At 69.3% G+C, this 19,572-nt stretch carries 21 protein-coding genes and 1 tRNA gene; 9 read left to right on the top strand and 13 right to left on the bottom strand.

Annotation, left to right across the window (positions count from 1 at the left end; genetic code table 11):
* Positions 1-2: 2 nt before the first annotated feature.
* The 4 genes from ACFC06_RS13090 (at position 3) to ACFC06_RS13075 (ending at position 2,268) form a co-directional block, all read left to right on the top strand.
* Positions 3-1,229, top strand: a complete 1,227-nt coding sequence (locus ACFC06_RS13090; protein ID WP_375929959.1) for an acyl-CoA dehydrogenase family protein — start codon at positions 3-5, stop codon at positions 1,227-1,229.
* A 59-nt stretch (positions 1,230-1,288) separates the two neighbouring features.
* Positions 1,289-1,738: a cupin domain-containing protein gene (locus ACFC06_RS13085; protein ID WP_375929958.1), complete on the top strand. Its 450-nt coding sequence runs from the start codon at positions 1,289-1,291 to the stop codon at positions 1,736-1,738.
* 125 nt (positions 1,739-1,863) lie between these two features.
* A complete protein-coding gene (locus ACFC06_RS13080; RefSeq protein ID WP_375929957.1) occupies positions 1,864-2,019 on the top strand; it encodes a DUF6131 family protein in 156 nt (51 codons plus the stop codon).
* Between the two features lie 33 nt (positions 2,020-2,052).
* Positions 2,053-2,268 (top strand): hypothetical protein, encoded by a 216-nt coding sequence (locus ACFC06_RS13075; protein ID WP_375929956.1) that lies wholly within the window; start codon positions 2,053-2,055, stop codon positions 2,266-2,268.
* Between the two features lie 72 nt (positions 2,269-2,340).
* Here ACFC06_RS13075 and ACFC06_RS13070 read toward each other — a convergent pair whose 3' ends face one another.
* From ACFC06_RS13070 to ACFC06_RS13050, 5 genes are all read right to left on the bottom strand, one after another.
* Positions 2,341-3,582, bottom strand: coding sequence for a hypothetical protein (locus ACFC06_RS13070; protein ID WP_375929955.1), 1,242 nt, complete (start codon positions 3,580-3,582; stop codon positions 2,341-2,343).
* 144 nt (positions 3,583-3,726) lie between these two features.
* Positions 3,727-4,719: a restriction endonuclease gene (locus tag ACFC06_RS13065; protein WP_375929954.1), complete on the bottom strand. Its 993-nt coding sequence runs from the start codon at positions 4,717-4,719 to the stop codon at positions 3,727-3,729.
* A 79-nt stretch (positions 4,720-4,798) separates the two neighbouring features.
* A tRNA-Leu gene (locus tag ACFC06_RS13060) sits at positions 4,799-4,872 on the bottom strand.
* Positions 4,873-4,988: 116 nt separating this feature from the next.
* Positions 4,989-6,500 carry an APC family permease gene (locus tag ACFC06_RS13055; protein WP_375929953.1) on the bottom strand — a complete coding sequence of 504 codons (1,512 nt, stop codon included), beginning with the start codon at positions 6,498-6,500 and terminating at the stop codon, positions 4,989-4,991.
* Between the two features lie 51 nt (positions 6,501-6,551).
* Positions 6,552-8,039: a peptide MFS transporter gene (locus tag ACFC06_RS13050; RefSeq protein ID WP_375929952.1), complete on the bottom strand. Its 1,488-nt coding sequence runs from the start codon at positions 8,037-8,039 to the stop codon at positions 6,552-6,554.
* A 161-nt stretch (positions 8,040-8,200) separates the two neighbouring features.
* Here ACFC06_RS13050 and ACFC06_RS13045 point away from each other — a divergent pair, with 161 nt between their 5' ends.
* Positions 8,201-8,647 carry an SRPBCC family protein gene (locus ACFC06_RS13045; RefSeq protein WP_375929951.1) on the top strand — a complete coding sequence of 149 codons (447 nt, stop codon included), beginning with the start codon at positions 8,201-8,203 and terminating at the stop codon, positions 8,645-8,647.
* An 86-nt stretch (positions 8,648-8,733) separates the two neighbouring features.
* Here the strand turns inward: ACFC06_RS13045 and ACFC06_RS13040 are convergent, their stop codons facing one another.
* Positions 8,734-9,321: a TetR family transcriptional regulator gene (locus ACFC06_RS13040; RefSeq protein WP_375929950.1), complete on the bottom strand. Its 588-nt coding sequence runs from the start codon at positions 9,319-9,321 to the stop codon at positions 8,734-8,736.
* 187 nt (positions 9,322-9,508) lie between these two features.
* Between ACFC06_RS13040 and ACFC06_RS13035 the strand changes: the two genes are divergently transcribed.
* Genes ACFC06_RS13035 through ACFC06_RS13025 form a run of 3 tightly spaced genes read left to right on the top strand, consistent with a single transcriptional unit; the run spans position 9,509 to position 13,201 of the window.
* On the top strand, positions 9,509-10,972 hold the full coding sequence (locus tag ACFC06_RS13035; protein ID WP_375935451.1) for an LVIVD repeat-containing protein: 1,464 nt from the start codon (positions 9,509-9,511) through the stop codon (positions 10,970-10,972).
* On the top strand, positions 10,969-11,571 hold the full coding sequence (locus tag ACFC06_RS13030; RefSeq protein ID WP_375929949.1) for a DUF305 domain-containing protein: 603 nt from the start codon (positions 10,969-10,971) through the stop codon (positions 11,569-11,571). The genes ACFC06_RS13035 and ACFC06_RS13030 overlap by 4 nt, the downstream gene beginning before the upstream one ends.
* A 49-nt stretch (positions 11,572-11,620) precedes the next feature.
* Positions 11,621-13,201: a GMC oxidoreductase gene (locus ACFC06_RS13025; RefSeq protein ID WP_375929948.1), complete on the top strand. Its 1,581-nt coding sequence runs from the start codon at positions 11,621-11,623 to the stop codon at positions 13,199-13,201.
* 42 nt (positions 13,202-13,243) lie between these two features.
* Here the strand turns inward: ACFC06_RS13025 and ACFC06_RS13020 are convergent, their stop codons facing one another.
* The 7 genes from ACFC06_RS13020 to ACFC06_RS12990 all read right to left on the bottom strand — a co-directional run bounded on the left by ACFC06_RS13020 (position 13,244) and on the right by ACFC06_RS12990 (position 18,268).
* On the bottom strand, positions 13,244-13,537 hold the full coding sequence (locus ACFC06_RS13020; protein WP_375929947.1) for a hypothetical protein: 294 nt from the start codon (positions 13,535-13,537) through the stop codon (positions 13,244-13,246).
* A gap of 87 nt (positions 13,538-13,624) precedes the next feature.
* Positions 13,625-14,362: a GntR family transcriptional regulator gene (locus ACFC06_RS13015; protein ID WP_375929946.1), complete on the bottom strand. Its 738-nt coding sequence runs from the start codon at positions 14,360-14,362 to the stop codon at positions 13,625-13,627.
* Between the two features lie 95 nt (positions 14,363-14,457).
* Positions 14,458-15,765 (bottom strand): serine hydrolase domain-containing protein, encoded by a 1,308-nt coding sequence (locus ACFC06_RS13010; protein ID WP_375929945.1) that lies wholly within the window; start codon positions 15,763-15,765, stop codon positions 14,458-14,460.
* An 87-nt stretch (positions 15,766-15,852) separates the two neighbouring features.
* Complete coding sequence (locus tag ACFC06_RS13005; RefSeq protein ID WP_375929944.1) at positions 15,853-16,392, bottom strand: hypothetical protein; 540 nt, start codon at positions 16,390-16,392, stop codon at positions 15,853-15,855.
* A 135-nt stretch (positions 16,393-16,527) separates the two neighbouring features.
* The gene (locus tag ACFC06_RS13000) at positions 16,528-17,133 is read right to left on the bottom strand and encodes a DUF305 domain-containing protein (protein ID WP_375929943.1); all 606 of its coding nucleotides are present in this window, start codon (positions 17,131-17,133) and stop codon (positions 16,528-16,530) included.
* A gap of 65 nt (positions 17,134-17,198) precedes the next feature.
* The gene (locus ACFC06_RS12995; protein WP_375929942.1) at positions 17,199-17,603 is read right to left on the bottom strand and encodes a DUF6153 family protein; all 405 of its coding nucleotides are present in this window, start codon (positions 17,601-17,603) and stop codon (positions 17,199-17,201) included.
* Between the two features lie 62 nt (positions 17,604-17,665).
* Positions 17,666-18,268: a hypothetical protein gene (locus ACFC06_RS12990; RefSeq protein ID WP_375929941.1), complete on the bottom strand. Its 603-nt coding sequence runs from the start codon at positions 18,266-18,268 to the stop codon at positions 17,666-17,668.
* Between the two features lie 128 nt (positions 18,269-18,396).
* Here ACFC06_RS12990 and ACFC06_RS12985 point away from each other — a divergent pair, with 128 nt between their 5' ends.
* The gene (locus tag ACFC06_RS12985) at positions 18,397-19,545 is read left to right on the top strand and encodes a class I SAM-dependent methyltransferase (protein WP_375929940.1); all 1,149 of its coding nucleotides are present in this window, start codon (positions 18,397-18,399) and stop codon (positions 19,543-19,545) included.
* Positions 19,546-19,572: the final 27 nt, after the last annotated feature.

The raw sequence follows: 19,572 nt of genomic DNA, 5'->3' as shown, positions 1-19,572 counted from the left end.
AGATGTACCAGTGGTCCGACGAAGACCTGATGTTCCGTGAGGCCGTGCGCGGGTTCATCGCCAAGGAGATCACCCCGCACGTCGACCAGCTGGAGAGCGGGGCGCTGCCGCCGTTCGACATCATTCGCAAGATGTTCGCCACCTTCGGGATCGACGAGATGGCGCGGGACGGGCTGGAGAAGGCGCTGGCCCGGGAGGAAGCGGGCGACAGCGGGGCCGGGAAGTCGGGTGGGGGACTCAGCGGCGCGGGCAGCATGGGGGTGGTGCTCAACAGTGAGCTGGCCGGGGTGAGCCTGGGTCTGGTGGCCTCGATGGGCGTGAGCCTCGGGCTCGCCGCGGGCACCATCCGCAGCCGCGGCACCCTCGCGCAGAAGAAGCGCTGGCTGCCCGACCTGGTCACCATGGCCAAGGTCGGCGCGTGGGCCATCACCGAACCGGATTCCGGGTCCGACGCCTTCGGCGGCATGAAGTCCTATGTGCGCCGCGACGGCGAGGACTACATCCTCAACGGCCGCAAGACCTTCATCACCAACGGCCCCTACGCCGACGTCACCATCGTCTACGCCAAGCTCGACGAACAGGACGGCACCGACCGCCGTGACCGCAAGGTGCTCGCCTTCGTGCTGGACAAGGGCATGCCCGGTTTCGTGCAGAGCCCGCCGTTCAAGAAGATGGGCATGAACTCCTCGCCCACCGGCGAACTGTTCTTCGAGAACGTCCGCATCACCCCCGACCGGCTGCTCGGCGAGAGCGAGAACGCCGCCAAGGGCGACGGAAAGGACAGTGCCAAGGAGTCTTTCGTCGTCGAGCGCATCGGCATCGCCTCGCTGGCACTGGGCATCATCAACGAATGTCACCGCCTGTGTGTCGATTACGCCAAGTCGCGCACGCTGTGGGGCAAGGAGATCGCGCAGTTCCAGCTCATCCAGCTCAAGCTCGCCGAGATGGAGATCGCGCGAATCAATGTGCAGAACATGGTGTTCAACGCCATCGAGCGCACCGCCGCCGGTGACAAGGTGACCCTCGCCGAAGCCTCCGCCATGAAGCTCTACTCCTCCCGCGCGGCCACCGAGGTCGCCATGGAGGCCGTGCAGCTCTTCGGCGGCAACGGCTACATGGCCGAGTACAAGGTCGAGCAGCTCGCCCGCGACGCCAAGTCCCTGATGATCTACGCGGGCTCCAACGAAATCCAGGTCACCCACATCGCCAAGGGGCTCACCGCCGGGTAGCGCTGGAATTTTCGCATCCGCGCAGGTCGAAGCGGGTGGAAAGCTCGTATACTACGAAGATGCGCGCCTCGCGGAAGGCTGTCTGCGGCGCGGTGGTGGTGGCTGCCGCGGCCGTGCTCATCGCGTCCCCGGCGTCGGCGACCCCGGCGTCGGGGGTGGCGGTCGAGCCGCTGGCGCAGGTCGACGTGAGCGCCTTCAGTCCCTTCGCCTCGCTACCGAGTGTGTTCACATTCCGGCGTATCACCCTCGCACCCGGTGGCACGCTCGGCTGGCACTACCACGACAACACCGTGCTCGCCTACGTCACCGCAGGTCAGGTGACGCGCTACGAGGCGGACTGTGTGGCGACGACCTACGCCGCCGGTCAGGGCCTGTCCGAGACCGTCGGGCCCGACCACGTGCACGTCGGCCGCAATCTCGGCACCGAGCCCGCCGTCCTGTACGTCGCCTACCTCAACCGCGCGGGTGAGCCGCTGTTCGTCGACGCCCCCGACCCGGGCTGCCCGTAGCCACCCCGGTCGGTGCGAAGAACTTCTCGACGGAACTGTTTGTGATCGGCGCGACCGGGCATACGCCTGTCACGGGGCGCGCTACCCGGCGCGTCGCGAAAGTTGTTACCGAACAGGTGAGTTCCATGATTCTTCTCGGCGCAATACTCCTCATCGCCGGAGTCGTCTTCGGCATTTCGCTGCTCAGCACCATCGGTGTGGTGCTGCTGGTGATCGGCGTCGTCCTCCTCCTCGCGGGGTCCGTCGGCCGTCCGGTCGGTGGCCGCAGGCACTACTACTGACCGCGGCCCGAGCTGACCACGTAGGAGGACATCATGCCGGTCAACACCACGCGCATCCTGTCGATCATCGTGCTGGTCTGGCTGCTCATCGGTGTCATCGCCGCAGCTCAACGCGGCTATTTCACCGACCGTGACCAGAACTGCGCGACCCTGGGCACCCTCGCGGTGACCACGATCGCAGGCCCCCTCAACTACATGGGAGTCAACCCCAAGGTCGACAACTGCGACCTGCCCGCCCCCAGCGAGTAGGACAGGAACTCCCCGCCCGCCGACGCCACGGTCCGATCCGACGACCGTGGCGGCGGGCGGTGTGCTGTCCGCTCAGCTACCGAGGCAGGCCGCCGCGCCGCCGGTGCGGAAGGTCTCGGTGCCGCAGTACGCGGTGTCGGGGTAGTACTCGCCCATGGACGTCGCGGGGTCACTGCCCGAATCCTGTGATGCCTGAATCGAATCCGGGTAGAAGGCCGGCGACGGGATCATATTGCGCAGGAACAGGACCTTGTCCACATCGGTGCTGCCCCAGGGGATCACGGTGACGGTGGGGTCGAGGTCCGGCGGCAGGTCTTCGGGGGCGCCCAGGACGTAGGTGTAGTAGCCGGAGCCGTCCAGGGCGGTCTGGAAGTCGGCGGCGCACGCCACGACCGGGTACGGGGAACGCAGGTCGTTCTGGCACATCGACCAGTAGCGCACCTGCTCCGGGTCGGTCGGGGACTGGCCCGCCCGGGTGTCCGGGAAGGTGGGCGCCTTGCCGCGCACCACCACCAGGCGGCCCGGCTGATGACTGAGACGGGTGCCGATGTACTTGTTGTCGCCATTGGGGAACAGGCCCGACGTGCTGGCCGGATTGTTGAAGGTGGCCTCCGGGGTATTGCCAGGGAAGGCGCCCGAGGCGGCGCCGGCGATCACGCGATCGAAGGCGTCCTTGGCGACGTCGGCGACCGGGCCGGTGTAGACCGACGGGTCGAACGGCTGCGCGCACGGCTGGGTGGGCACCTCGGCCCCGGCGATCGAGAGCTTCACATCCGGCAGCGGAACCCCGCCGCTGAGCGAGGCCGGGTCATCCGGCACATACACCCGCACGATCACGAACCCGATCGGCGACCCCTGCCCACTGGCCACCGCCTGCAACCGATTCCGGCTGTGATCCCCCGGCCCGTTCACCAGCGTGGCATGCCACCGCTTCTGCTCCACGGGCAGCGCCGCCGCCGAAGCGTCCACGAACGGATTCGCACTCCCCGGATCGGGCACGATCTGATCGTCGCGCAACGTATCGACCGTATCCAGATCGGTCCCATAGGTGTTCAGCGAGAAATACCGCGCCGCCGCATACGTCCCCGACAACTCGATCGAATCCCCTGGCCCCAACGCATACGGCATCACCCAGTACGTCGAATTCGCATCGGGGAACGCCACATTCAACACCGTGCTGTTCGATATGAACCGCCACGCGCAGACCGGTGAGTCCGGCGGCCCCGCCGAGACCGCCCCGCCGAACCCGATCCCGGTCACCACCAAGCCCAGCACGCAACCCACGCGGACGATCCAGGCCACCACAGAATGCATGCCGATCCCTTCGCTGCGCTGTCGAAGAACCAACCCGTCCGCGTCGTCGCGTCCGTCTGCCGGACCAACATAGTGCCACGTCAGCACATCGATCTCCGACTCGGCACAACTGTGGCGTAGTTCCCCCGAAAAGCTGTTCTTCGGCTACACCCGGCCACGGTCCGACGCTGTGCGATGCGGTGTACGCAGGTATCTGAAGAACTGCCACACGGCGCCGATAGCCAACAAGATTGTCAGAACTATGAACTCGGCCGGCACCCGACCATCGCTGTTGGACTGCTCAGCGAACGCCGCGGTGCCGAATATGAAAGCTGATCCGGCCAGCGCGGCCGACAGGGCCAAGCGGGATACCTGTCGTCCGGCCCGAGCAACGCTCCGTTCGGCGGGCTTCGCTCTGACCTCGGCCGGCATAGCTTTCCTCGCAGCGACCGCTTCTTGCATCCGGCGGCGTGTGTCCGCGAGCGCCAGCATCCGCTCGACAGCTTGCGCCTGCTGGGCTTGTCGAGTTCGCGACGGTGGAGTCGCAGCGGGTTTCGCCGGAAGGGGCTGGTTCCAACTCGCCGAAGGTGAGGGGTTCGAGCTCGGCGCCCGGCGCGACTTCGCGAGATCCAGACGTTTCGGTGGGATTCCACGAGCCTTCCACTGCTCGCGGGTGTGTGCGAGTGCCGCTTTCCGCTCGGCGGCCAGTTGACGTTGACGGTCGACGACAACCTTGTCCACGGTGCGCATTTCGGCACGCGGACGCGCGCGTGGTGAATCGCCGGCCGGGCTGGTTCCGTTGGCTTCGACGCGTTTCGCCGCCGCATTGACCGGGACGATGCGACCGGTGGGATCGTAGGTGAACAACGCCATGCCGACCTCGTCGGCGTAGGCCCTGGCAGGGGCGCTGTAGGGCGCGGCCGCGAAGAAGAGAAGCTGGAGTTCGAACCGATTCCCGCGCGCTCCGAAGAGGCGTTGCAGGTCGGGCCTGCCGACCTGGCCCGCGCGCCATTTGACCTGAGCGACCGCCCCGGTGGCGCGCACGTCGATACCGCCGTCCGCACCGGATTTCGTGACACGTGCATCGCTGAAGCCCAGCACACGCATCTGAACTGCGGCGTTCTGCTCGGCAGCAGACGCGGTGGTTATGTACTTCAAGCGAATCCTCGGACAGCGGGCTTGGTGAACGACCGGCTCTGTGAACCGCGATCAGGCTACCGGCCGTGCGACACCGAAGTGCCCCCACTGGGACTCGAACCCAGACTGCGCGGATTTTAAGTCCGCTGCCTCTGCCAATTGGGCTATAGGGGCGTTCGGGACAGCCTAGCGACTCGTACGGGTGTACCGGAATCGTGTCGGTTTTCTCGGTCGGACCGGCGTGTCGCGGGGGAGCGCGCCGGGGTGGCCGGGCTGTCTCGACGTGCTGGTCAGTGGGGGTCGGGGGTGGATTTGCCGAGGATGGAGTGGCGGCGGCCGTAGGCGAAGTAGACCACGAAGCCCAGGGCCATCCAGATGATGAAGCGCAGCCAGGTGTCGACCGAGAGGTTGACCATGAGCCACAGGCAGGCCAGCACGGCCAGGATCGGGACGAACGGGACCCAGGGGACGCGGAAGCCGCGGGGCAGGTCGGGGCGGGTGCGGCGCAGCACGATGACGCCGATGGAGACCAGGACGAAGGCGAACAGGGTGCCGATGTTCACCATCTCTTCCAGGGTGCCGAAGTCGACGAAACCGGCCAGCACGCAGCAGATCACGCCGACGATGGCGGTCAGGCGTACCGGCGTGCCGCGCGAGCCGGTGTGGGCCAGCCAGCGCGGCAGTAGGCCGTCGCGGGCCATGGCGAACAGGACGCGGGTCTGGCCGAGGAACAGCACCATCACCACGGTGGTCAGGCCGGCCAGGGCGCCGATCGAGATGACGTTCTTGGCCCAGTCGACGCCGTGGATGGCGAAGGCGGTGGCCAGGGTGGCGTTGTCGCCGGCGAGGTCGGTGTAGGGGACCATGCCGGTGAGTACCAGGGTGACCGCGACGTAGAGCACGGTGACGATGAGCAGCGAGCCGAGGATGCCGCGCGGCACGGCCTTCTGTGGGTTCTTGGTCTCCTCGGCGGCGGTGGCGACCACGTCGAAACCGATGAAGGCGAAGAACACCAGGCTGGCCGCGGCGAGCAGGCCGTACCAGCCGAAGTTGCTGTCACCGGCGCCGGTGACGAAGGAGAACAGCGACTGGTGCAGGCCGCTGGCGCCGTCCTCGGCGGGCTGCGACGGCGGGATGTAGGGGCTCAGGTTGGACGCCTTGAAGTAGGTGGCGCCCAGCACCAGCACCAGTGCGATGACGCCGAGCTTGATCGCCACGGCGATGGCCGAGACCCGTGAGGACACCTTGGTGCCGACGGCCAGCAGCACGCCGAGCACGGCCAGCAGCGTCACCGCGCCCCAGTCGAAGGTCACCGAACCCCACTGCACGGTCGCGGATTCGAAGCCGAAGACGGTGCCCAGATACTGCGACCAGCCCTTGGCGACCACCGAGGCGGCGAGCGCGAATTCCAGGATGAGGTCCCAGCCGATGATCCAGGCGACCAGTTCACCGAAGGTGGCGTAGGAGTAGGTGTAGGCGCTGCCCGCCACCGGGACCGTCGAGGCGAACTCGGCGTAACAGACGGCGGTCAGGCCGCAGGCGACGGCGGCGAAGACGAAGGCCAGCGACACCGACGGCCCGGCGACATTGCCCGCGGTGCGCGCGGTGAGGGTGAAGATGCCCGCGCCGACGACGACGGCGACACCGAAGATGGTGAGGTCCCAGGCGGTCAGGTCTTTGCGCAGCCGCGAATCGGGTTCGTCGGTGTCGAGGATGGATTGCTCCACCGATTTGGTGCGGAACAGTCCGCTGCCGCGCCCGGTTGCCCGGCGCGCTCCTGGGGTGGATTCCGGTGTCGACACGGTGTTTCTCCTTTTTGTGCAGAACGTCTTCGTGGATTACCCGGGTCCGGGTCAGTGCACGCCCTGCATGTGGCGTTTGATCCAGGGGGCGATGGCCACGACGACCAGGCCCGCCGCGATGGCGGCGGCGCCGCTGATGCCGAAATAGGCCGCCTCGTTGTCGGGGCTGTAGTAGCGCGCGAGCGTGCCCGCCATCGAGGTGCCGATACCGACCGAGAAGAAATACAGCGCCATCATCTGCGACCGGAACGCCTGCGGCGCCAGGTGCGTGGTGACGGCCAGGCCGATCGGCGAGAGCAGCAGTTCCGAGATCGCGAAGCCGCCCAGGATGGCGAACACCGCCAGCACCGGCACGGTCTTGCCCTCGAAACCCGACAGCAGCGCGAACAACCAGAACGCGATACCCATGCCGATCACGCCGAGCGCGAACTTGATCGGGGTGCTGGGCGCGCGGTTGCCGAGTTTGGTCCACATGAGCGCGAACAGCGGCGAGAGCGTGATGATCCACACCGGCTCGACCGAGCCGATCCAGCTGGCGGGCGCCTCCCAGCCGAAGATGTTCCAGTCGATGCGCTCGTCGGAGTAGACCGCGAGCATGGTGAACATCTGCTGGAACAGCGACCAGAACACCGCGTTGGCGATGAACAGCGGGATGAACGCGCGCACCCTGGTGCGTTCGATAGGGGTCACCTTGGGGCTGCTCAGCAGGACCGCGAAGTAGACGATCGAGGCCACCACGATGACGCCGGTGGTGACATCGGAGAGATTGTCCAGGGTGATCAGCCCGGCGACGATGGCGATCACCACCACCACGGCGGCGACGGCGACCCCGATCAGCACCGGGGTCAGCTCGCGGCGGGTGATGGGGTTGGCCACCTCGCGGCCGTGGGTGCCCAGATTGCGGCGGAATACGACGTACTGGGTCAGGCCCAGCGCCATGCCGACCGCGGCGGCGGCGAAACCGGCGTGGAAGCCCCATTCGCGCTGGAGCAGGCCGGTGAGCAGCGGGCCGGTGAAGGCGCCGATATTGATGCCGAGATAGAACAGCGTGAAGCCGCCGTCGACGCGCGCGTCCGCCGGCGCGTAGAGGGTGCCCAGCAGCGAGGACGCGTTGGCCTTGAGCGCGCCGCTGCCCAGGGCGACGAGCACCAGGCCGACCCCGACGCCGCTCAGACCGGGCAGCACGGCCAGCGCGATGTGGCCGGCCATCACCACCACACCGCCGTAGAACACGGTGCGTTCCATGCCCAGCACCCGGTCGGCAATCCAGCCGCCGAGCACCGTGGACAGGTAGACCAGGCCGCCGTAGGCGCCGACGATGCCCAGCGCGGTGCCCTGATCCAGGCCGAGGCCACCCTCGGTGGTGGAGTAGTAGAGGTAGTAGCCCAGGATCGTGAGCATGCCGTAGAAGGAGAAACGCTCCCACAGCTCGACACCGAAGAGGTTGGTCAACCCGATCGGATGCCCGAACAGGGTGTGTTCGGCAGCCGCGTCGGCCGGGCCGGGCTTGTCGCCGAGCCGGGGTTCTTCCGTGGACATGAGGGAAACGATCCCACGTCGCAACGGGGTACAGCAATTTTCCCGCATCTTCGCGATTCGGCGTGCCGTGCGGGTCGCGCGGGGAAATCCCACCCGGCACGGGCCGGTGCGACGAATTACCCTGGACAGGCCCGACTCCCGCGACCGATGGGAACACAGACGTGCTGACAGCCGAGGTCACCGTGCCGGTGCCGCCGGAGCAGGCTTTCGCGTCGCTGGCCGACGGCTGGCTCTACTCCAGCTGGGTGGTCGGCGCGTCGCATATCGGCGAGGTGGACCCGGGCTGGCCCGCCGTGGGCAGCCGCATCCACTACCGGTTCGGGCTGTGGCCGGTGCTGATCAGGGACACCACGGTGGTGCGGGCGGTCGACCGGCCGTATCGGCTGGAATTGGAGGCGCGGCTGTGGTCGGTCGGCTCGGCCTCGATCGAGCTGACGCTCACCGAGGCGGTGCCGGGACAGACCACGATCCGGATGGTCGAACGGGCGGTGAGCGGGCCCGCGCGCTTCGTGCCGGGACCGGCCCAGGATCTCGTCTTCGCGATGCGCAATCAGGAGTCGCTGGATCGGCTGGCGAATCTGATCAGGGCGCGGGCGCGCGATCACTGAGCGGTGACGGCGCGGCTCGCCCGGTGCGCGGAATGCGGACGTGGCATCCGCCCAGCGAATCCCGGAAGACGCTGTGCGAGAAAGGGTCAGCTCGGTCGGGCGCGGGCGGCCTCGGCGGTGTTGTCGGCGGTCAACCGGTAGACCGTGCGTTCCAGCGTCGGCAGGATCTCGGTGCTCGGCAGCGCGCCGGTGGCGAAGCGGCCGATCAGGGCCAGCACCATATTGCCCAGGATCAGGCCGAGATCGTGCAGGTAGCCGGGGTCGAGATCGCGCAGCGCGACCGCGGCGGCGGGCAGGACCGCGGCCAGGCCCTGGCTGTCGAGACGTTCGCCGCCGGGGCCGGTGCGGGCGTAGTGGTAGGCCTCGAGCATCCGGGGGTTGCGTTCCCACGGCTCGAAGACGGTGCGCAGCATGCGATTCAGGCAGTCGCGCACGGATTCGTCCTCGCCGGGAACCGTCACCTCGGCGTAGGTGTTCACCTGCATCCACTGCTCGAGCGCGGCGATGATCAGTTCGTCCCTGGTGGGGAAGAGCCGGTAGATCTTGGCGAGCGAGACATGGGCGTGCGCGGCGACCGCGCGTAATTGGACGGCTTCGTAGCCCTCGGCGTCCAGCAGGTCCAGGACCGCCGCGATGATCTTGGCGGAAGCGTCCGATTCTGGTCCCTTTCCCACGAGTGAATGGTAGCGTCGCGCTCCGGTAACGCTGTTACCGCAGGATGAGGTCGGTGCACGCCTCGTCCGCCACCGCGCATCTCCTAGCGAAAGGCGACCCCCGTCCGGGGTCGACGACAACTCCATGACTTCCTCGTTCTCGCGCACCGTCCGCCGCTGGGGCGTCCTCGCCGCCGCGCTGCTGACGATGCCGATCGCCGCCGCCGTGCCCGCGGCCGCCGACCCACCCGCCCGCACCGCCGGCTGTCTGCCCGGCTCCCTGCCCGAACCCGGCCTGCAGGGCGACGTCCCCGCCGCCGATCGCGACAGCGGCCGCAGCCGCGACGGGTACCGCTGCAATATCCGCCTGCTCGGCTCGTCGCCCGGGCGTGGCGGCGGCATCACCTCGGTGACCTTCGACCACTGCGCCTATATCGGCACCTTCTTCCCCGGCAACCTGCTCGGCCCGGCGCAGGGCGTGCGGGTGATCGATGTGGCCGATCCGGCCGCGCCGGTGCACACCGCGACCCTCACCGAACCGGCCATGCTGGCGGGCACCTGGGAGAGCCTGAAGGTGAACGAGGCCAGGAGACTGCTGGTCGGCACGGGTGTCCCGGCACTGACCGGCGCGGGCCTGCTGTCGGTCTACGACATCTCCGACTGCGCGCACCCGCGCCTGCTCAATCCCGGCCCCGGCTCGGACCTCGCGCTGCCCCTGCCCATCACGGCCCACGAGGGCGGCTTCTCGCCCGACGGGAACACCTACTGGAGTTCCGGGGTCGCGCCCGGCTTGCTCAGCGCGGTGGACCTCACCGATCCGGCCCGGCCACGGGTGATCTGGCAGGGCATTCCCGGCCTGTCCATGCACGGTTTCGGCATCGCGCCCGACGGCAACCGGATGTATCTGGCGAACAATACCGGCGGGCTGAAGATCCTCGACGTGAGCGCGGTGCAGCGCCGCGACAGCGCGCCTCACGTACATGAACTCGCGGATATGCCCTGGACGGACGGCTGGGCCACCCAGCACGCCGTGCCGGTGAGCTACGGCGGCACACCGCACGTGTTCGCCGTGGACGAGGCCGGGTCGGGCGGGGTGAAGCTCATCGACGTCTCCGACGGTCGGCATCCGCGGCTCGTGCGGTCGATCAAGCTCGCGATCAACCAGCCCGAACACCAGGACAGCATGATCGCCTCGGCCTCGGGTGGGTCGCTGTTCGCCTACGACGCGCACTACTGCGCCGCCGACCGCCCGGCCGACCCCACCGCGCTCGCGTGCAGCTGGACCTCCTCGGGCATCCGGGTCTTCGATGTGCGCGACCCCGGCGACATCCACGAGATCGCCTACTTCAACCCGCCCGCCCGCACCGGCGAGAACGCCGAACTGTGGAACTCCCCGCACGCCCTGGCCTCGATCATCGGCCCGCCGCTGCTGGCGGCACCGTCGGTGGCCCAGGCGGTGCTCCAGGGGCAGTTCGACCCCACGCAGGCGAGCGGTTCACGCACGGGCACACTGGCTTTCGGTGACCTGTCCACCGACTGGTGCTTCGCGCCGCCGGAGTGGCGCGGCAATCAGTTGTGGACGGCCTGCGCCGACAACGGGTTCCTGGCGATGGAACTCTCGCCCGCGGTGTACACGCCACCGGCCGACCAGCGATCGACCACCGGATCATGAAGGCGCCCAAGGTGTTCCGCCTGCTCGCCCAGGCCGCGCTGGCCGTGCTGCTGCTCGCCATGGGCGCGGCGCTACGGCCGCTGGTCTCCTCGAGCCCACCCGCGCCGGTGCTGACCGCGACCGAGATCGCCTTCGTCCAGGACATGGTGGCCCACCACAGTCAGGCGCTGGTGCTGGTGCAGCGACTCGACCCCGGCGCCGGGCCCGGTGTGCTGGCACTGGCGGGCCAGATCGCCGACGCGCAACGCACCGAGCTGGGCATGCTGCTGGGCTGGCTGCGGCTGGCCGGTGCGCCGGTGACGAACGCCGAGCCGATGTCCTGGATGACCTCGGCCCACCACGGCGCTGCGGCACAGGATGATTCGGGCATGGCGAGCACCGCCGAGCTCGACGCACTGTCCGCCGCGCGCGGTGCCGCGGCCGAGGTGCTGTTCCTGCGGCTCATGCAGCGCCACCACTACGGCGGGCTGCGGATGGCCACCGCCGCGGACGGACTCCTGCTCGACGGTGAGGTGAAGCGGGCCGCCCGCGACATGATCACCGGCCAGGGCCGGGAGGCCGGACTGCTGGGAATGATGCTCGCCCAACGCGCGAGCTGATCGAAACCCCTGGGCCGCAAGCCCGTTCATCGATGAAGGTTGTTGTGTCATGTCGACATTCACTCGCCGGTCACTGCTGACCGGTGCCGCCGCGCTGGGCCTCGGCCTGGCCGTCGCCCCGCGTGCCGGAGCCCGTCCGCGCACGAATATCCCGCTCACCCGCGAGGACCGCCGCGTGGTGGTCATCGGCTCCGGGTTCGGCGGCGGCGTCACCGCGCTGCGGCTCGCGCAGGCGGGCGTGCCGGTGCTGCTGCTCGAACGCGGAAAGCGCTGGGCCACCGGCCCGAACGCGCAGACCTTCCCGCACGCCACCCAGCCCGACAAGCGCATCCTGTGGCACCGCTCCGACCCGGTGCTGTTCGGGCGGCCGATGCTGTTCGAGCCGTACACCGGTCTGGTGGAAGCGGTTCCGGGCGCGGGCATGACCGCGCTGTGTGCCGCGGGACTCGGCGGCGGATCGCTGATCTACCAGGGCATGTCATTGCAACCCACCCGCGAGGTGTTCGAGACGCACTTCCCGGCCGAGCTCGACTGGGGGCTGATGGACCGGGTGCACTATCCGCGCGTGGCGCGCATGCTCGGCCTGGCGACCGCGCCCGACGAGCTGATCGAGACCGAGAACTACGCGGCGGCAAGGATATTCGCCGACCGGGTGCGCGCCGAAGGTTATCCGCTGTCGAAGATCCCGATGCCCATCGACTGGAACTACGCGCTGGCCGAGCTGCGCGGGGAGATGGCACCGTCCTACACCAACGGCGACGGGGCGATGGGGGTGAACAACGGCGGCAAGAACTCCGTCGACGTCACCTATGTCGCCGCCGCCGAGGCGACGGGGCTCGTCGAGGTGCAGACCCTGCACGAAGTGACCGAGGTGGAACGCGCTGCCGACGGCCGCTGGGTGGTGCACGTGGACCGGGTGGACCTCACCGGCACCGTCCAGGAAACCAAGATCATCACCACGACCACGCTGGTGCTGGCGGCGGGCAGCCTCAACACCACCCGGCTGCTGGTGCGCGCGGCGGCGAAAGGCCAGATCACCGACCTGCCCGACGAGCTCGGCCGCGGCTGGGGCACCAATGCCGACCGTATCTATGTGTGGCACGACCCGGCCGCCGGATTCGGTGCGGCACAGGGCGGTCCGGTGGTCTACGGCAGCAAGAACTGGGACGATCCGCACAACGCGTTCACCGTCATCCAGGCGTCGATCCCGCCGGTGTCGCTGGACGCGGGGTCGACCATGCTCGTCGGGTACGGCGTCAGCGCGGGGCGCGGGGAATTCGTCTACGAATCGGGCAGCGACACCGCGACACTGCGCTGGCCCGGGGACGGCGACCGGGCCATCCAGGAGGGGCATATCGCGCCCGCCGTGCGGCGTATCGCCGGACCGGGCAGCACACTGCTCGACACCAATCTGGCCTTCCCGTCGACCTGGCATCCGCTCGGCGGCGCCAACATGGGCACGGTGTGCGATCTGGACGGGCGGGTGCTCGGGCAGCGGGGACTCTATGTGCTCGACGGTGCGCTCATGCCGGGCAATACCGCGGCCTGCAATCCGTCGATGACGATCGCCGCCGTCGCCGAGCGCGCGCTGGACAATCTGGTCCGCACCGACGTGGGCACGATCATCTGAGCGGGTCCGGCGCGCCTGGGAGGGGGCGCGCCGGAGCGGGGCTCAGCCCGCCGAACCGGGGATCGGCAGGAACCAGGGCAGCAGCCCCGAGCCGGTGCCGGGACGCGGTGCGCCCGAGCCGAGGTCGGCGTCGAAGGAGCCGGTGCTGCTGCCCAGGTCGGCGTCGACCGAGCCCGCGCCGCTGCCGGTGGGCGGGCCGAGTTCGACCGAGCCGGAGGGGAACAGGTCCCAGTCGGCGCCGCCCGCGGCGCTCGCGGTGCCGCCGGCGGCGAGCAGGGTGGCCGCGGCGAGCGTGGCCAGCAGGCCCGCGCGGGTGAAGGATGTGGATACGGACACGGGTGATACCTCCGAGCACTTCGCTGTGATAGCACCCAGACGGTAACTGAAATATGTGGATTTCACACCAGATCGGACCTGGTCGGCCTAGGTCGTCGCGGCCCCGCGCTGCCCCACTTCCATCTGCACCCGGTAGCGATCCGACCGGTACCAGCTGTGCGTGTGCTCGATCGGCACCTCCGCGCTGAAGGACACCCGGTCGAAATGCAGGACGGGGGAACCCTTCTTGACACCGAGCAGCGCCGCCACCCCGGACTCGGCGGCCTGGGCGTCGACGGTCTGCACCGCGCGTTCGATCGGCCTGCCGTAGCGCTCGGCGGTGGTCCGGTAGATCGAGCCGGTCAGGTCGTGGGCGATCAGGCCGGGGACGAGTTCGGGATTGAACCAGGCGTCGTCCACGCTGACCGGGTCCTCGTCGGCCAGGCGCAGCCTGCGCACGTGATAGGCGCGCGCGCCCTGCGGCAGGCGCAGCGCGCGGGCGGTGGCCTCGGGCGCGATGTCCTCCTCGGCGACGAGCACCAGTGTGGTCGGGTGGTGGCCCAGCGCGCGCATCTCCTCGGTGAACGAGGCCAGATGCAGCCGCGACTGCACCGGCCGGTGCGCGACGAAGGTGCCCTTGCCGCGCACCCGCACCAGATAGCCCTCGTTGACCAGCTGGCCGATCGCCTCACGCACCGTGATCCGGCTGACGCCGTAGTCCTGCATGAGATTGCGCTCGCTGGTCATCAGGTCGCCCGGCTGGAGCTCCCGCGTGCACTTCTGCAGCAGGATCGCGCGCAGTTGCTCGTGCTTGGGCACCGCGCTGTCGCGCAGCGGTGCGGGCATGGGGGCGGCTCCTTCCCCTGGTCGGCAGGCCGGTACTGACTGGTCATGTCCGGCCGGTTCAGAATACGCGACCAGGGCCGGCCCGCCCAGGGGCCTCAGCGGATGCCGGGCGTGCGCGGATCGGTGCCGACACAGCCCAGGATGAGGCATCCCGGCGGCGCGTCGGCGAACGGGGCCTTCGGGGTCTCGCCCAGGCAGTCCAGGAAATTGCAGCCGGGGTAGGCGTAGGGGCCCACCCCGAGGGTGCCGAAGAAGGCGTCCGGGCGCGCGATCATGGGATCGGTGACGCTCACGTCCGGAGCCTGCTGGTATTCACCGGGGTCCGGCAGCACCGGATCGCGGAAGGAGTTGATCAGCGCGCGCATCACGCTGTGGGTGTAGTTGGAGGACGCGCCGGGAGTCGCGATGCCGGTCCAGTTCAGCATGAGTCCGAGGCTGGGCACGATGTAGCTGTCGTTGCGCAGCATGCCCGACATCTTCACCGCGTCCAGCGGCAGACCGGGGAATTCCAGCCGGCACGGTTCCCCGTTGATGACGAACAGGAAGCCGTAACACGGCATACTCGCCGAGGGTGAGAGCGCCTGGCGCATGTAGTCGGCGGAGATCACCTGCCGGTCGTTCCAGCTGCCCCGATTGCCCACCAGCAGGCCGAGTTTGGCGAAGTCGTCGGGCGGCAGGATCAGGTGTGCGTGGCCGTAGGTGTTGCCCGCGCGGTCGCGGGCCCAGTAGTAGTCGGTGCGCGGGATGCCCAGCGGGTCGAACAGCTCGCGCTGGGTGAAGCTCTGGAAGTCCTCGCCCACGGACTGCTGGATCACGTAGACCAGCAGGTCCACCGCGCGCTGGCTGTAGCGGAACATCGTGCCCTGCGGGCGTTCGATCGGCATGGCCAACGCCTGGGCCACGACATTGGGATCGAGCTGGGCCAGCCCGGTCGCACCCTCGGCGGCGACCGCCACCTCCATCCCGGAAGACTCGGTGAGCAGGTTGCGCACGGTGATCGCGCGGTGCGCGTCGTCACCGAGGCCGGCGGGCAGGTAGGTGCCGATCGGCTCGTCGATCCGCAGTTTGCCCGCGTCGACGGCGAGCCCGGCCACCAGCGCGACCACGCTCTTGGTGCCGCTCCACAGATTCCAGGCCACGCCACCGGATTCGGGATTGGTCGGGCTGCCCGCGACCAGGCAGTTGTTGCGGTAGAGCTGGATGTTGAAGCGGGTGGGGTCGATCGCCAGGTCCATCGCGCGGGCCAGGCCGTCGGGATCGATCCCGACCTCGGCGGCGGTCGCCGTCTGCGGGGAGCGCCCGGAGCTGACCTCGCACTGCTTCGTGGTGCCCGGGTCGGCCTGCGCCGTGCCGGGCAGCAGCACGCCCGAGGTGAGCGCCAGCGCGGTGACCGCTCCTGCCACAACATGTTTCAGATAGCCGTACACGCGACCCTCCCGTTGATGTCTCCGGGAGGGAATCGTGAACGGTCACGTTCTTGTTACGGGGCGTCAGCTGCCGTAAGGCTGGCAGACCTCGATGGCGTCGTCCTTGGACGCGTTGAAGGTGTCGATCACGCCGTTGAGCTCGTCGGTGGGGGCGCGGCGGTCGAGGGTGTCGGCCAGGGTGTTGGTCTGGTCGCGGTAGATGCCCAGCGGGCCCGACAGGTCCACGATCACGTCGGGGGTGAGCTTGCGGGAGAGGTCCTTGGCGTTGTTGCGCAGGGTGGTGACCGCCTCGCCCGCCTTGGTGTCGGTATCGGGTGCCCGGTTGTTGCTGGCATCGATATAGGCGTTGAAGGAGGCGACCGAGCTCTTGTTGGCCGCGCGCAGGCCGTCACAGGCGGTGTCGTTGGCCGCCTGGATCTGGGCCGCCTTCGACGACGCCGCCGCTGCCGAGGACGCCGCCACCTCCGAGGTGTACTGGGCGAGCTCGGTGAGGTTCGCCTCCGGGTTGCCCGGTACCTGCGTCGAGCAGGCGCCGATCAGGATCACTCCGGTGGCGGTCGCCGCGAGCGCGGTGCCGAGGCCCACTCGTTCCAGTACCCGCATGGTCCTTCTCCTCCCTCAAGGATGTGCCTCTCGACCGTACTGGCTGTACCGGGGTGGCGTCAGCTCGTGGGGGCCGATTCGATGACCAACCGAGACGCGGCGCCGGGGTGTCGGGCCCGGCGCCGCGCCGGTGCGCTACTGGCCGAGCATGCCGCGCATGGTGTCGATCTCGGCCTGCTGATCGGCCACGATGCTCGTCGCGAGCGCCCGGGCGTCGGTGTTGATCCCGCCCGCGAGCTCGGTGTCGGCCATATCGACCGCGCCCACGTGGTGCTCGATCATCAGTTCCAGCCACTGCCGGTCGAACTCGGCGTCACGGGCGGCCTCGAGCTCGCTCATCTGCGCCTGCGACATCATGCCGGGCATGTCGTGACCGCCGTGCCCGTCCGCGCTGGGGGCGGGCTTGCCGAACGAGGTGAGCAGCTCGGTGATCTGGGCCATCTCCGGGGCCTGGGCCTGTTCCACCTGCGCGGCCAGCGCGATGAGCTGCGCGTTCTGGGTGTGGCTCGGCACCAGCTGGGCCATCTCGATCGCCTGCGCGTGATGCGGGTACATCATCTGCAGGAAGGTGACGTCGACGTCGTTGAACTCGACGGGCGCGGCGGCGGAACTGGTGGTGGTCGTCGGCGCGACGGTGGTGGGGGTGTTGCCGCCCATGTCGTCGCCACAGGCGGTGGCGAACAGGGTGGTGGCGGCCGCGGCGGCGACGAGAACCAGGGTGCGGGTACGGGTGCTGGACATGGGTGATCCTCCTGGGGATTCGGGTGTGGTGTCGGACAGGGCGGGCCGTGGGGACGGCCGACCTGTCAGATCCGCAGAATCGCCAGTTGGGAGAGGGTCAGGACGGTCCACGGCGGTGACCGTTCGCGCCTGCCCCGCCAGATCAGCTGCGCGGAGCGCACGATCGCGGCGCCGTCACCGAGGCGGTAGAGCAGGATCAGGGTGAGTGCCGCCGCGAGGGCGGCCAGCACGAAGACACAGCCGTGGATTCCGGCGTGTTCGGTGCAACCGGCGGCGCCGCAATCGGTGTCGACCGGCGCGGGGGTCGCGGCGTCCTGGGTGAGTTCGGCGTGATGGGCCGGAGCGGAATGCTCGGCGTGACCGGTGCTGAAAACCGCCGAGTGCATGGCGACGATCCCCGCCAGCAGGACCAGCACGGCGAGGGCCCTGGCGATACCAGGAGCCCGCGAGTGCGATCGCCGCTCGTCCACGGCAGCCAGTCTAACCAGCGGGATCACCGGTGCGGAAATACCCCGACGCGGTAGGGGTAGAGCTACCGGGTCGCGATGTCGACGACCACGCGCGGCGGGTCGGCCAGCGCGGTCACGGCGAACGGCGGGGACCCGGCGGCGATGCCGATGAACGACTGTGTGACGCCTTCGTAGACCAGCGATTTGTACACACCGGTGATGGCGGGGGCGGCGGGATCGGTCACGGGATCGGGGCCGTCGTACGGAGGCACGACCGAATCGAACGGGTAGGCCGAGCCCAGGATGCGGACCTCGAGGATCGATTCGCCAGCCACCTCGACGGGTCGTCCGCTGCCGTCCTGGACCGCGCTGTCGGTGTAGGCCACCTTCCAGCCGGGGGTTCCGCTGCCGCCCAGGGTGTAGACGACCCGGTCGAAGCCCGCTTCGTGGGCGATCCGGATGTCGGTGACGGTCAGCGCGGCACCGGGGGAGGCCGGGCCGGACTTGGGGGTGCTGTCGGTGGGGACCTCGCCGCTGCGTTCGACGAACGTGCTGGTGGTGCTCGTGGGGGCGGTGGTCGAGGTGCTCGGCGCCGCGGGGGTCGCGACGGGCGCGTCCTCGGTGTCGCAGCCGGTCAGGGCCGCCGCGATCCCGGCTACCAGCACGAACACTCCGAGCTTGCGCATGAGCCGATGGTAAGCACGGCCGGGGCCCGGGTGGGGGGAAGCGGGCGGGGTGTGTCCGGTTCCACGGTGTGCGTGGGCCGGACGGGGCCGGATGTGACTGTGGGGCAACGATCTAGCACACTTGTCGGGTGGACAGAGCCGAGGACGTATTCAGCCGGTTGCGCCGGTTTCCCGACGTGGAGGCGCCGAACCTCTATGCCGTCGACGCCGCCGACCGCCTGCTCCTCGATACCGCCGACGAGGCCCTGGCCGCGGTGGGTAGCGGTGAGGTTGCGGTGATCGGCGACGCCTACGGCGCGCTCACCCTCGGCGCGGCCACCCGTCACGACCTGACCGGTCTGCGCGTGCACCAGGACCTGCTCACCGGTGAGGCGGCCCTGGCGGGCAACGCCAAGAGTCTCGGCCTCACCGACCGCTACACCGCGCACGGCCTCGACGCCGACCTGCTCACCGGCGCGCGCGTGGTCCTGCTGCGGCTGCCCCGGATGCTGCCCGGCCTGGCCGAGATCGCCGAGTCCGTCGCCCGCTACGCCGCCCAGGACGTGACGGTCTTCGCGGGCGGGCGCGACAAGTACCTGACCCCCGCCATGAACGGCGTGCTCGGCGAGTTCTTCGGGCAGGTGCGCGCCGGACGCGGCAGGCAGAAATCGCGGGTGCTCGTGGTGGGCGAGCCGCTGCCGGTCGGCCCGAGCCGGTTCCCGGTGCGCGAACACATCATCGAGATCGACGGTGACGTGGTGGCCCACGGTGCCGCGTTCTCCGGCCCGCGCCTCGACATCGGCACCCGCTTCCTGCTCGAACACCTCGACCGGATGAAGCCCGACGCGCGTGAGGCCATCGATCTCGGCTGTGGCACCGGCATCCTGGCCGTCGCGCTGGCCAAGTCGCGCCCGCACATCCGGGTGGTCGGCACCGATCAGTCCGCGGCCGCCGTCGCCTCGGCCAGGGCCACCGCGGCCGCCAACGGGGTCGCCGACCGGGTGACGGTGGTGCGTGACGACGCGATGTCCTCGGCGGCCGACAACAGCGCCGACCTGGTGCTGTGCAATCCGCCGTTCCATGTGGGCGCCGCCGTGCACACCGGTTCGGCGATCAAGATGTTCGCCGAGACCGGCCGGGTGCTGCGGCCGGGCGGGGAGTTGTGGACGGTGTACAACTCGCACCTGAACTATCGCGGAGTGGTCGAGCGGATGGTCGGGCGCACCGATGTGATCGGCCGGAACCAGAAATTCACGGTGACGCGGTCTGTCCGTGGTCTGCGCGACGTACAACGATAGGGCGGCACCGACGCGGTAGAGTCCGAT

The organism is Nocardia sp. NPDC056064 (genome assembly GCF_042266925.1).
Lineage (GTDB): Bacteria > Actinomycetota > Actinomycetes > Mycobacteriales > Mycobacteriaceae > Nocardia.
This window is presented reverse-complemented; position numbering and strand designations above follow the sequence as displayed.